General features: G+C 55.3%; 11 protein-coding genes. All 11 read right to left on the bottom strand.

Features of this window, described 5'->3' with window-relative positions; translation table 11 throughout:
• Positions 1-67 precede the first annotated feature (67 nt).
• The 11 genes from ilvA to IEY39_RS22055 all read right to left on the bottom strand — a co-directional run bounded on the left by ilvA (position 68) and on the right by IEY39_RS22055 (position 12778).
• Positions 68-1360 carry a threonine ammonia-lyase gene (gene ilvA / locus IEY39_RS22105; RefSeq protein WP_262892873.1) on the bottom strand — a complete coding sequence of 431 codons (1293 nt, stop codon included), beginning with the start codon at positions 1358-1360 and terminating at the stop codon, positions 68-70.
• Positions 1344-2423: a ketol-acid reductoisomerase gene (gene ilvC / locus IEY39_RS22100; protein ID WP_188935802.1), complete on the bottom strand. Its 1080-nt coding sequence runs from the start codon at positions 2421-2423 to the stop codon at positions 1344-1346. Before ilvC ends, ilvA begins: the two co-directional genes overlap by 17 nt.
• Positions 2424-2486: 63 nt before the next feature.
• Positions 2487-3077, bottom strand: coding sequence for an acetolactate synthase small subunit (gene ilvN / locus IEY39_RS22095; RefSeq protein WP_188935796.1), 591 nt, complete (start codon positions 3075-3077; stop codon positions 2487-2489).
• 3 nt (positions 3078-3080) lie between these two features.
• Positions 3081-3857, bottom strand: coding sequence for a class I SAM-dependent methyltransferase (locus IEY39_RS22090; protein ID WP_188935794.1), 777 nt, complete (start codon positions 3855-3857; stop codon positions 3081-3083).
• A 6-nt stretch (positions 3858-3863) separates the two neighbouring features.
• Positions 3864-5636 carry a biosynthetic-type acetolactate synthase large subunit gene (gene ilvB / locus IEY39_RS22085; protein WP_188935792.1) on the bottom strand — a complete coding sequence of 591 codons (1773 nt, stop codon included), beginning with the start codon at positions 5634-5636 and terminating at the stop codon, positions 3864-3866.
• Between the two features lie 10 nt (positions 5637-5646).
• Positions 5647-7332: a dihydroxy-acid dehydratase gene (gene ilvD, locus IEY39_RS22080; protein WP_188935790.1), complete on the bottom strand. Its 1686-nt coding sequence runs from the start codon at positions 7330-7332 to the stop codon at positions 5647-5649.
• Entirely contained in the window at positions 7332-8228 is an 897-nt protein-coding gene (ilvE, locus tag IEY39_RS22075; protein ID WP_188935788.1) for a branched-chain-amino-acid transaminase, read from the bottom strand. Before ilvE ends, ilvD begins: the two co-directional genes overlap by 1 nt.
• Before the next feature lie 241 nt (positions 8229-8469).
• A complete protein-coding gene (gene leuB / locus IEY39_RS22070) occupies positions 8470-9585 on the bottom strand; it encodes a 3-isopropylmalate dehydrogenase (RefSeq protein WP_188935786.1) in 1116 nt (371 codons plus the stop codon).
• A gap of 30 nt (positions 9586-9615) precedes the next feature.
• On the bottom strand, positions 9616-10209 hold the full coding sequence (leuD, locus tag IEY39_RS22065; protein ID WP_188935784.1) for a 3-isopropylmalate dehydratase small subunit: 594 nt from the start codon (positions 10207-10209) through the stop codon (positions 9616-9618).
• A 9-nt stretch (positions 10210-10218) separates the two neighbouring features.
• Positions 10219-11589 carry a 3-isopropylmalate dehydratase large subunit gene (gene leuC, locus IEY39_RS22060; protein WP_188935782.1) on the bottom strand — a complete coding sequence of 457 codons (1371 nt, stop codon included), beginning with the start codon at positions 11587-11589 and terminating at the stop codon, positions 10219-10221.
• A 19-nt stretch (positions 11590-11608) separates the two neighbouring features.
• Positions 11609-12778: a 2-isopropylmalate synthase gene (locus IEY39_RS22055; RefSeq protein ID WP_188935780.1), complete on the bottom strand. Its 1170-nt coding sequence runs from the start codon at positions 12776-12778 to the stop codon at positions 11609-11611.
• Positions 12779-12918 lie beyond the last annotated feature (140 nt).

Raw genomic sequence — 12918 nt, 5'->3', positions numbered from 1 at the left:
ATTTAAATTAATTTTTCGATAATATTTCTTGTTATTATTTGTCCATAGGATTGGTGGATTATGTGATCTATACAATATAGTTGAACAGAGTGTTATCCTTATTCAGTTCGGTGTATTGGATATTGTATTTTTTCATGTTGTGAATGAGGGTTTTATAATCTTCTTTGTCGGAGAGCTCGATGCCGACGAGGGCCGGTCCGGTTTCCTTGTTGTGTTTTTGCATGTATTCGAAGCGGGTGACATCATCGTGGGGGCCCAGGACATGGTTCACGAATTCTTTGAGCGCGCCAGGGCGTTGGGCGAAGGTGACCAGGAAATAGTGTTTCAGCCCTTCGTATTGCAGGGACCTTTCCTTTATTTCCTGCATCCGGTCGATGTCGTTGTTGCTGCCACTGACTATGCAGACGACGGTTTTGCCTTCGATGAGTGCAGCGTGATGGGCGAGCGCGGCGATGCTGAGGGCGCCGGCTGGTTCGACGACGATGGCGTTCTCGTTGTAGAGCTGCAGGATGGTGGAGCAGATGAGGCCTTCGGGTACGGTGGTCATTCCGTCGAGGACTTCGTGGCAGATGCTGAAGGTGAGGTCGCCGACGCGTTTGACGGCGGCGCCGTCAACGAAGCGATCGATGTTGTCGAGTGTGACGGGGTGACCGGCTTTGAAGGCGGCTACCATGGAGGGAGCGCCTTCGGGTTCGAGGCCGATGACCTGGGTGGCGGGGGAATAGGTTTTGAAGCAGGCGCCGACGCCGGAGGCGAGACCGCCGCCGCCGACGGGTACGAAGAGGTAGTCGATGCCGGCTTCGTCCGGGGGGAGGTCTTCGAGGATCTCCACGGCGACGGTGCCCTGGCCTTCGATGATGCGGAGGTCTTCGAAGGGTGGGATGAAGGTGAGGCCTTTTTCTTCGGTGTACTTGCGGGCGGCGATGGCGCAATCGTCGAAAGTGTCGCCGGTGAGGACGATCTCGATGAAGTCTTCGCCGAACATGCGGGTCTGGTTGATCTTTTGCCGTGGGGTAATGACCGGCATGAAGACTACGCCCCGGACGCCGAGTTTGCGGCAGGACCAGGCGAAGCCCTGGGCGTGGTTGCCGGCGCTGGCGCAGACGACGCCTTTGCGGAGTTGGCCGGAGGGGAGCGAGACCATCATGTTGTAGGCGCCGCGGAGCTTATAGGAGCGGACGACCTGGAGGTCTTCGCGTTTGAGGTAGACGCGGCAATTGTATTTTTTTGACAGGGTATGGTTATAGGAAAGGGGGGTATGGTAGACGACCTTGCTGAGCCGGTGGGCAGCGGCATGGAAATCTAAATTCCAACCCCGCAAGGGGTTGGAATTTATTGGTATGCTAGGCGACTGGTTCACTTTTGCTTGATTTGGCGGGTTGATTTTCGGGACGGAGGCTGCGAACAGTTTTGCCGGCCTGCCAGAGTTCGCTTTCGCGGAGTTCTTTGAGTTCGGCTTCCAGTTTTTCACGGTAGTCGGGCTGGCTGTTGGAGTCGATGCTGCGTTGGGATTCCTTGCCGGCGGCGACACTTTCATACAGTTCGGTGAAGACGGGCAGGGTGGCGTCGCGGAACTTCTTCCACCAGTCGAGGGCTCCTCGCTGCGCTGTCGTGGAGCAGTTAGCATACATCCAATCCATACCATTCTCTGCGACCAGGGGCATCAGTGATTGGGTAAGCTCTTCCACCGTCTCATTGAAAGCTTCGGAGGGGGTGTGACCTTTCTTACGTAAGACTTCATACTGGGCTGCGAAGATGCCTTGGATGGCGCCCATGAGGGTACCGCGTTCGCCGGTGAGGTCGCTATATACTTCCTTGCGGAAGTCGGTTTCGAAGAGGTAACCGCTGCCGACGGCGATGCCGAGGGCGATGACGCGGTCTTTTGCTTTACCGGTAGCGTCCTGGAAGATGGCGTAGCTGCTGTTGAGACCGCGGCCCTGGAGGAACATCCTGCGCAGGGAGGTGCCGGAGCCTTTTGGCGCCACCAGGAATACATCCACGTCTTTGGGGGGGACGATGCCGGTTTGTTCGTTGAAGGTGATGCCGAAGCCGTGGGAGAAATAGAGGGCTTTGCCTGGGGTGAGGTGTTTTTTCACCGTGGGCCACAGTGCGATCTGTGCGGCGTCACTGAGCAGGTAGCAGATGATGGTGCCGCGTTGGAGGGCTTCTTCTATTTCGAATAAGGTCTCGCCGGGAACGAAGCCATCGCGGACGGCTTTGTCCCAGGTTTTGGAGTTCTTGCGTTGACCGACTATAACATTGATGCCGTTGTCTTTCTGATTCAGCGCCTGGCCGGGGCCCTGTACGCCATAGCCGATGACGGCTACCACTTCATTTTTCAGTGTCTGCTGTGCTTTGGCGAGGGGGAATTCTTCGCGGGTGACTACGTTTTCTTCCACGCCGCCGAAATTGAGTTTTGCCATTGTTTACCGTTTTTATTTGGTTTTTTAAGTGACTGTTTTTGCGGCCCCTTCGGGACCGGACTTTTACATGGTGAATATTTCCTCTTGGTTGTTGAGGTATTGGTTTTCCACTACCTCTTCGCCGGGTTCGGTGAGTTCGAATTCTTTTAGTTTTTTATGGAACCCTGCGCTTTCCTTTATGATGGCTACGCGGGCGCTGCGGACGAATTCGATTAGGCCGTAGGGTTCGAGCACGGTGATGAGCCGGTCGATCTCTTCGCGCTGACCGGTGGTCTCGAAGACGGTGTAGTCTTTGCGGATGACAACGGCGCGGGCGCCATATTCACGGAGCAGCCTTTCCACTTTTACCTTTTCGGCAATCTCGTCGGTGGGAACCTTATAGAGGGCAAGCTCCTGCCAGATGATCTCGTCGTTGGTGTTGTAATAGGCTTTCAGGATCTCGACCTGTTTTTCGAGTTGCCGACACAGTTTACGGACCACTTCTTCGGTTTCGTTGATGACGATGGTGAAGCGGTGGATGCCTTCCACTTCCGAGGGGGAGGTGTTGAGGCTTTCGATGTTGATCTTGCGGCGGGAGAACAGGATGGCGATGCGGTTGATGAGGCCGATCTGGTTTTCCGTATAGACGGTGATGGTATACTCTTGGTTGTTCATTTCTTAGTTTTTTACTGCTGCTATGCGCAAGCGTTTGTAATTACCGTACCAGCTGCCGTTGCGATAGTTGGTGGAGCGGACGGCGTCCTGGATCTCGGTGAGGATGGTTTCTATTTCCGTATCGGGGATATCGGTGAAGAAGGCATTGCCGAACATTTTTATAAAGTCTTTGATGCCATTTTCGGTATCCTTGAGTTCGGTTGGCCGGTCGAAGTGAGCGGCGAAACGGACGCGGAAGCCTTTTTTCTCCAGCAGCGTGGTGTATTCGCTCAGCGACGGGAAGTACCAGAGCTGGGTGGCGGCGTTGCTGTAATAGCCATGGCGGGTCAGCACTTTGCGGGTGGCCACTACGATCTCTTCCACGTTGCCTTTACCGCCCATTTCGAGGACGAGGCGGCCGCCGGGGCGGAGGGCCTGGGCGATGCAATCGACGGCTGCTTCTTTGTCAAGCACCCAGTGGAGGGTGGCGTTGGAGAAGACTGCATCGAAGGGGGTGTCGAACCCGAAGTCGGTGGCGGACATCACCCGGAAGTCGAGATCGGGGTAGACGGCCTGGGCCCGGTCGACCATGGATTTAGATTTGTCGATGCCGATGACGCGAGCGCCGGCTTTGGCGATGAGATTAGTCAGGTAACCTGTGCCGCAGCCGACGTCGAGGATGCGTTCGCCGATTTGGGGTGCGAGCAACTGGACGACGTCTTCGCCGTATTTGAAGACGAAGTTGTGTTTGTCGTCGTAGAGGCTGGCGTTCCAGTGTGTATCGTGTGATGTGGCTTTCATGTTCTGCTATTTTAACCTGATCTCGCTTATGCTGCAGCCTTGGGGAACCATGGGGAAGACGTTGTTCTCTTTCCCGGTGAAGACTTCCAGCAGGTAGGAGCCTTTGTGGTCGAGCATGGTTTGCAGGGCCGCTTTGAGATCTTTACGATCGGTGATGCTATTGCCTTCAATATGGTAGGCGCTTGCCAGCGTGACGAAGTCCGGGCTGGTGATGTCCACGAAGGAGTAGCGTTTGTCGTGGAAGAGCTGTTGCCATTGGCGTACCATGCCGAGGAAGCGGTTGTTGAGGATGAGGATCTTTACCTCCGCGCCGAATTGCATGATGGTGCCGAGTTCTTGCAGGGTCATCTGGAAGCCGCCGTCGCCGATGATGGCTACAACGGTGCGATCGGGTGCGCCGTATTTGGCGCCGATGGCTGCGGGCAGGCCAAAGCCCATCGTTCCGAGGCCGCCGGAGGTGACGTTGCTCTTGGACTGGTTGAAGCGGGCATAACGGCTGGCGACCATCTGGTGCTGGCCGACGTCAGTGACGATGACGGCGTCGCCGCCGGTGAGCTCGTTGAGTGTCTTTATCACTTCGCCCATGGTTATGTCTGCTGTAGTGGGATTCAGTTCGTCATTGATAACGGCCTCTTCTTCCTGTTTGTAGCAATCCTTAAAGCGTTGGAGCCATTCCGGATGGGTCTTGCGTTCGACCAGTTCCGTGAGCAGGGGCAGGGTCTCTTTGCAGTCGCCCCAGACGGGTACGGTGGCTTTTACGTTCTTATCGATCTCGGCCGGGTCGATATCCAGGTGGACCACTTTGGCCTGTTTGGCGTATTTGTCGAGGCGGCCGGTGACGCGGTCGTCGAATCTCATGCCGACGGCGATGAGTACGTCGCAATCGTTTGTCAGTAAGTTGGGGCCGTAGTTGCCGTGCATGCCGAGCATCCCAACATTAAGGGGGTGGTCGGTAGCCAGGGCGCTGAGACCGAGGAGCGTCCATGCAGCGGGGATGCCACTCTTCTCTACGAATGCTTTGAATTCCTGTTCGGCCTTACCGAGGATGACGCCCTGGCCGAAGAGGATGAAAGGTTTCTTTGCTTCGTTGATGAGTTCTGCCGCTTTTGCGATGTATTCTTTTCTTACGATGGGTTTGGGCCGGTAGCTGCGGATGTGTTCGCATTTGGTATACCCTTCGTATTTGAATTTCTGCACCTGGGCGTTCTTGGTGATGTCTATGAGTACAGGTCCGGGACGGCCGCTGCCGGCGATATAAAATGCCTTTGCCAGGGCTGCCGGGATCTCCGTGGCGTCGGTGACCTGGTAGTTCCATTTGGTGATGGGTGTGGTGATGTTGATCACGTCGGTCTCCTGGAAGGCATCGGTGCCGAGGAGGTGGGCGAATACTTGCCCGGTGATACAAACCACGGGTGTGCTGTCGATCATTGCGTCGGCGAGGCCGGTGACGAGGTTGGTGGCGCCGGGGCCGCTGGTGGCGAAGACGACGCCGGTGCGGCCGGATGTGCGGGCATAACCTTGTGCGGCATGGATGCCGCCCTGTTCGTGGCGGACGAGGATGTGTTTCAGCCGATCGCGGTAGTCATAGAGGGCGTCGTAGATCGGCATGATCGCACCGCCAGGGTAACCGAAGATGGTGTCAACGCCTTCGGCGAGGAAGGCTTCGAGGACGGCGGCGGACCCGGTCAACTCGCGTGGTACTGCCTTTTTTGCGACGGCTTCGCCGTCGGTCTTTGGCTTGGATTGCGATTTCGCGGGAGTTGCGGTTGTATTGCTCATACGATTTTTTTTATAGTTCGTCGGTGACGCAGCCTTCGGCGGCGTTTTTGACTTGTTTTGCGTATTTAAATAAGATGCCGTTTGTTGCTTTCAATGGCGGTTGTTTCCAGGCGGCTTTACGTTTTGCCAGTTCGTCCGCGGGTACTTTCAGCGTGATCGTATTTTTTACGGCGTCGAGTTCGATGATGTCGTTGTCTTTGACGAAGGCGATGGCGCCGCCCAGGTGGGCTTCGGGGGTGATGTGACCGACGACGAAGCCGTGGGTGCCGCCGCTGAAGCGGCCGTCGGTGATGAGGGCGACGCTTTTACCCAGGCCGGCTCCGATGAGGGCACCGGTGGGTTTGAGCATTTCGGGCATGCCGGGGGCGCCGACGGGGCCGACGTAGCGGATGACTACGACGTCGCCGGGTTTGATCTTGCCGGTGTTGATACCGTTGATAAGATCGTGTTCGCCGTCGAAGACGCGGGCGGTGCCTTCGAAGCGTTCGCCTTCTTTGCCGCTGATCTTGGCTACGCTGCCGCCTTCGGCGAGGTTGCCGTAGAGGATCTGGAGGTGACCGGTGGCTTTGATGGGGGTTTCAAGAGGCTTAATAATATCTTGCTTCTTGAAATCGAGGGATGGGATATCCTTGAGATTTTCTGCCAGGGTCTTGCCGGTGACGGTGAGGCAATCGCCGTGGAGTAAGCCTTTTTCCAGTAGATATTTCATTACGACGGGGATGCCGCCATGCTCATGAAGGTCTTGCATCAGGTATTTGCCACTGGGTTTGAAATCGGCGAGTACCGGGATGCGGTTGCTGATCGCCTGGAAGTCGTCCTGGGTGAGGGGGACGCCGACGCTTTTGGCCATGGCGATGAGGTGGAGTACGGCGTTTGTGCTGCCGCCGAGGATCATGATCGTGGTGATGGCATTTTCGAATGCTTTGCGGGTCATGATGTCCCGGGGTTTTATATCTTTTTCCAGCAGGTGGCGGATGGCTGCGCCTGCGGCGTGGCATTCGGCTTTTTTATCCTGGCTGAGGGCGGGGTTGGAAGAGGAGAAGGGGAGGCTCATGCCCAGTGCTTCGATGGCGGCGGCCATAGTGTTGGCGGTGTACATCCCGCCGCAGGCGCCGGCGCCGGGGCAGGAGTTGCGGACGATGCCTTTGAAGTCGGCTTCGTCGAGTTTGCCGGCGATCTTTTGTCCGAGGGCTTCGAAGGAGGAGACGATGTTGAGGTCTTGTCCTTTATAATGACCGGGGGCGATGGTGCCGCCGTAGACCATGATGGCGGGGCGGTTGAGCCGGCCCATGGCGATGATGCAGCCGGGCATATTCTTATCGCAGCCGGGGATGGCGACGATGCCGTCATAGTATTGTGCGCCGCAGATGGCTTCGATGGAGTCGGCTATGATGTCGCGGCTGACGAGGGAATAGCGCATGCCATCCGTTCCGTTAGCCATGCCATCGCTGACGCCGATGGTGTTGAAGATGAGGCCGACGAGGTCTTTTTCCCAGACGCCTTTTTTTACGATCCGGGCGAGGTCGTTGAGGTGCATATTGCAGGTGTTGCCGTCATAGCCCATGGAGGCGATGCCGACCTGTGCTTTTGCGAGGTCTTCGTCTGTCAGTCCGATGCCGTACAACATCGCCTGTGCGGCGGGTTGTGTCGTGTCTTGCGTGAGGGTCTTGCTGTATTTGTTGAGTACCGTTGCCATTATATCGTTTCGAGTTTGGGTTGTTTTTCTATGACTAAGTCTTTATATGCTTGTTGGATCTTTCTGCTTTGGGTGTCTTTCCAGCTGATCGGGAAAGTGTAGTCGTCGATAGAATGCCAGCCAATGACTTCGGCGGCGGTGCCGCAGAAGAAGGCGGCGTCGGCTTGTTTGAGGTCGGCGGGGGTGTACTGGCCTTGTTCGACGGGGATGCCAAGGTCTTCGGCGAGTTCGAGGACGGTGGCGCGGGTGATACCCGGCAGGATATTGCCTGTGGCGGGGGTGTGTAGCCGACCGGCTTTTTCGAAGAACATGTTGGCGCCGGGACCTTCAGCGATGAAACCGTTCATATCGGTGAGCAGTGCTTCGTCGAAGCCCTTGCCTTTTGCTTCGTGGCTTGCCATTATGGAGTTGACGTAGTGACCGGCGGCTTTTGCTTCTATCTTGAAGCCTTTTGGATTGGGGCGCTGGAAGGATGAGGTCATTACCCTGAGGAGCTTTTCGCCGAGGAAGGGCGCCATTTCCCAGGTTTGGATGACGGTGAACGATTCGGTGTTGGGGTTGAAGCTCATGTTGGCGGGGCCGTATACGACGGGACGGATATAGGCGTCCTGTAGGTTGTTGCTTTCGAGGACGTCGTAGGAGGCTTTGATGAGCTCTTCGGTAGTGTAGCGATAGGGCATGTTGAGGGTTGTCGCGGAGCGCTGGAGGCGGTCGAAGTGTTCGATTGCCTTGAAGATCTTTGTTTTTCCGGCGGCGGTGCGATAGGAGCGGATGCCCTCGAATACGGAGTAGCCGTAGTGGAGGGACTGACCGTAGAGGTCTGTCTTTGTGTCCGCGGCCTTGAGGATCTTGCCGTCGAGCCAGAGGACCGTGTGTTCGTTATAGTATGATGCCATATATAGTTATTAAAAAATAAGCGGCCCGCCTTTGGGAGGCGGGCCGCGGTATTGTTGTTTAGTTTATGCTATTTTACCACCCTCCTCCCAGAGATGCAGGAATAATAATCACCACTACCACAATAATTATTGCGGTCAAAAGTCGCTTGGTGATATTTATTACTCGTTTGTTCACGGAGGATGTTCTGTTTTGCGAATATACTCCGGTCAATTGAAAAAAACAAAGAACTAGGTGACTATTTTATATTATAGTCGATTTCCTCAACTCGATGTTATCCCGATGGATATCACCCGGCGTCTTACCGCTGACGTAGTCGCTGATGAGTTCGCCGATGGTGGAGGTGAAATAGAAATTTATGGGATCGATATCTTTTGTTACGAAGCCATTCTGCAGGGTCCAGTTGGCTGCTTCCCGCACTTTGTTTGCTTCGGTGCGTAGCCCGAAGTGATCCAGCAGCATGGCTGCGGAGAGGATGCTACCCAAGGGGTTTGCGATGTCCTTTCCGGTGGCCTGGGGATAGGAGCCGTGGATGGGTTCGAAGAGCGCGGAGCCCTTGCCGATGGAGGCGGAGGGCAGCAGGCCCAGGCTGCCGCTGATGACGCTGGCTTCGTCGCTGATGATGTCCCCGAACATATTCTCCGTGAGAATGACGTCGAATTGTTTTGGGTTGAGGATGATCTGCATGGCGGCATTGTCGACGAACAGGAAGTCAACCTTTACATCGGGGTATTGTTTTGCGATGTCCTGGACGACCTTGCGCCAGAGGCGGGAGGTTTCCAATACATTGGCCTTGTCGACGAGAGTCAGTTTCTTACGGCGTTGTTGCGCCTGTTTGAATGCGAGGTGGGCGATGCGTTCGATCTCTTCGCGGGAATAGATGCATTCATCGGATGCCTGGGTACCTTCCGCATTGAGCTCTTTCTTTCCGAAATAGATGCCACCGGTGAGTTCGCGGAAGATGATGAAGTTGACGTCTTCGAGGATCTTTCCTTTCAGGGGGGAGAGATGCTGCAGGGACGGGTAGGTGGTGACGGGACGGATGTTGGCGAACAGCTGAAGGGATTTCCGCAGTTTGAGGAGTCCCTGTTCAGGGCGAACCTTTGCCGTGGGGTCATTATCGTATTTGGGATGACCGATGGCGCCGAACAGGATGGCGTCGCTGTTGAGGGCGGCTTCGATGGTTTCGTCAGGAAGGGGGGTGCCGGTCTTGTCGATAGCGCATGCGCCCATCAGACAGTAGTGATAGTTGAACTCGTGACCGCCTTGTTCTGCAACGGCATTCAGCACTTTCACCGCCTGTCGGGTCACTTCGGGCCCGATGCCGTCACCTTCAATGACTACGATGTTCTTTTGCATAGATTTTGTTGTTGGGTAAGGGTAAATTTTTTATTGGATAGTTTGCGGTTTTTGTTCGAAAGCTTCGATCTCCGGCCGGATGCTCAGCAAGTAGTCGATGTCGTCATAGCCGTTGAGGAGGCAGGTTTTTTTATAGTTGTTGATATCGAATGAGGTGATATTTCCGCCGAGGGTGATCGTTTGGGCTTCCAGGTCGACGCTGATGTTCGTCTTCGGGTCTTTTTCGATGGCGGCGAATATTTGCTGCAGGAATTCCTCGCTTACGGTGACCGGGAGGAGGAAGTTATTTAGCGCGTTGTTCTTGAAGATGTCGGCGAAGAAGCTGCTGACGACGACGTCGAACCCTGCGTCCTTGATGGCCCAGGCGGCGTGTTCGCGGCTGGAGCCGCAGCCGAAGTTTTTGCCAGCTACGAGGATGCGGCCGGAGTATGTTGGGTTGTTTAGGATGAAATCTTTTTTGGGGGTACCGTCCGCGTTGTATCTCCAGTCCCTGAAGAGGTTGTCTCCGAATCCGTCGCGGCTGGTGGCCTTTAGGAAGCGGGCAGGGATGATCTGATCGGTGTCGATGTTCTCCAGGTGGATGGGAACGGCGGTGGATGTTATTTTATTGATGCTTTTGGACATGATTTTGGCTTAGATAAATTCTCGGATATCGGCTACTTCGCCGGTGATGGCTGCGACGGCTGCTGTCAGCGGGCTGGCCAGCAGCGTGCGGGCGTTTGGTCCCTGGCGGCCTTCGAAGTTGCGGTTGGAAGTAGAGATGCAATATTTCCCTGCGGGGATCTTGTCTTCGTTCATCGCCAGACAGGCGGAGCAGCCGGGTTGACGCAGATTGAAACCGGCTTCAGCGAAGACCTTGTCGATACCTTCTTTTATGGCCTGTTGTTCTACCTGCTTGCTGCCGGGTACTACCCATACTTCGACATTATCTGCTTTTTTCCGGCCTTTGACGAAGGAGGCGACGAGGCGAAGGTCTTCGATGCGGGAGTTGGTGCAGCTGCCGATGAAGACATAGTCTACTTTTTTGCCTTTTATCGCGGCGCCGGCCTGAAGGCCCATATAGGCAAGGGATTTGGGGTCTGCTTCTGCCGGGATGCGACCGGTGACGCTGACGCCCATGCCCGGGTTGGTACCATAGGTGATCATGGGTTCGATGTCGGCGGCGGCGATGGTGATCTCCTTGTCGAAGAGGGCGTCTTCATCGGAATGGAGCTGTTTCCATTCGGTTAGCTTCTTCTCCCATTCGGCGCCTTCGGGTGCAAATTCCCGGCCTTCGAGATAATCGAAAGTCGTTTGATCGGGGGCGATCATGCCGCCGCGGGCGCCCATTTCGATGCTCATGTTGCAGATGGTCATCCGGCCTTCCATGGAGAGGCTGCGGATGGCGGAGCCTGCATATTCGACGAAGTAGCCGGTGGCGCCGCTGGCGGAGATGTGAGCGATGATGTAGAGGATGATGTCTTTCGAAGTCACTCCCTTGTTGAGAGTCCCCTCGACATTGATACGCATTAGCTTCGGTTTACTTTGTAGCAGGCATTGGGTAGCCATGACCATTTCCACCTCTGATGTACCAATGCCGAAAGATATCGTTGCGAAAGCACCGTGTGTTGACGTATGGCTATCACCGCAGACGATGGTCATACCGGGTTGGGTGACGCCCAGTTCGGGTCCGATGACGTGAACGATGCCCTGGTAGGGATGACCGAGGCCGTATAGATCGATATGATGCTTTTTTGTATTGTCGACCAGCGCCTGTACCTGGATGCGGGACAGTTCTTCTTTTATGGGAAGATGCTGGTCGATGGTGGGGACATTATGGTCGGCGGTTGCTACGATCTGTTTGGGTCGGAAGACTTCGAGACCGCGTTTTTCGAGCCCCTTGAAGGCCTGGGGGCTGGTTACTTCATGGATAAAGTGCTTGTCGATGTAGAGCACGGAAGGGCCGCCCTCGATGGTTTTGACGACGTGACGGTCCCAGATCTTCTCAAATAATGTTTTTGGCATGCGTGTGATTTATTACTATCTATACTGCTACGGCCGAGGCCTGGTATGTTTTTGCTAATTCATGCAGATCGTTTTCCATTACTTCTTTCTTTGTGTCGGCTACCTGCAGGAAGCGTTCGTAAAGGGTGTCGATATCGTTGCGGGTGAAGGAGTAACCGATCTTGTGCAAGCGGAAGGCGAGGGCGCTGCGGCCACTGCGGGCGGTGAGCACGATCTTGGAGCCTTCGGCGCCGACTTCTTCAGGGTTGATGATCTCGTAGGTGGAAGCGTCTTTCAGGAATCCATCCTGGTGGATACCGGAGGAATGCGAGAAGGCGTTGGCGCCGACGATGGCTTTATTGGGTTGTACCGGCATGCGCATCGTATCCGAAACGAGTTGGCTCATGGGGTTTAACGCTTTGGTGTTGATGCCGGTGTAGAATCCAAGGTCTTTGTGTTGTTTGATCACCATCACTACTTCTTCGAGGGAAGTGTTGCCGGCGCGTTCGCCGAGGCCGTTGATGGTGCATTCGATCTGGCGGGCGCCGTTGCGGATGCCGGCGATGGAGTTGGCGGTTGCCAGGCCGAGGTCGTTGTGACAGTGGCAGGAGATGACGGCCTTGTCGATGTTGGGAACATTGTTGACCAGGTAGGCAATCTTTTCGCCATATTGATCGGGGAGACAGTAGCCGGTGGTGTCGGGGATGTTGACGACTGTAGCGCCGGCGGCGATCACGGCTTCGATGACGCGGGCCAGGTAGTCGTTTTGGGTGCGGCCTGCGTCTTCGGCGTAGAACTCGACATCGTCGACAAAGTTTTTGGCCCATTTTACGGCTTGGACGGCGCGGGTGAGAATTTCTTCGCGGGTGGAGTTGAATTTGCTTTTGATATGAGAGTCTGATGTTCCGATGCCGGTGTGGATACGGGGCCTACGGGCGTGCTTGAGCGCCTGGGCGGCTGTTTCGATGTCTTTTTGAACGGCGCGGCTGAGGCCGCACACGCTGGCGTTTTTAATGATCCTGGAGATCTCTTCCACGGAGTGAAAATCGCCGGGGCTCGAGATAGGGAAGCCGGCCTCGATGATGTCGACTCCGAGGGCCTCCAGCTGCAGGGCCAATTCGATCTTTTCCTTTGTGTTTAGCTTGCAACCGGGTACCTGTTCGCCATCGCGGAGGGTGGTGTCGAAGATGAAGATTTTTTGATCGGGCATGCGCTTAATTTAATAATGGCTAAATTTAGCATTGGAAATTTCTCCTCTAAAATCATAATAAGGAGAGTTTTACGCACCTTAATAGGGGTCAAATCGCCTGAAACCCGCTACTGTTGCGAATCTTACAATTTTAAATTACG

The sequence above is a fragment of the Puia dinghuensis genome (genome assembly GCF_014642875.1).
Lineage (GTDB): Bacteria > Bacteroidota > Bacteroidia > Chitinophagales > Chitinophagaceae > Puia > Puia dinghuensis.
This window is presented reverse-complemented; position numbering and strand designations above follow the sequence as displayed.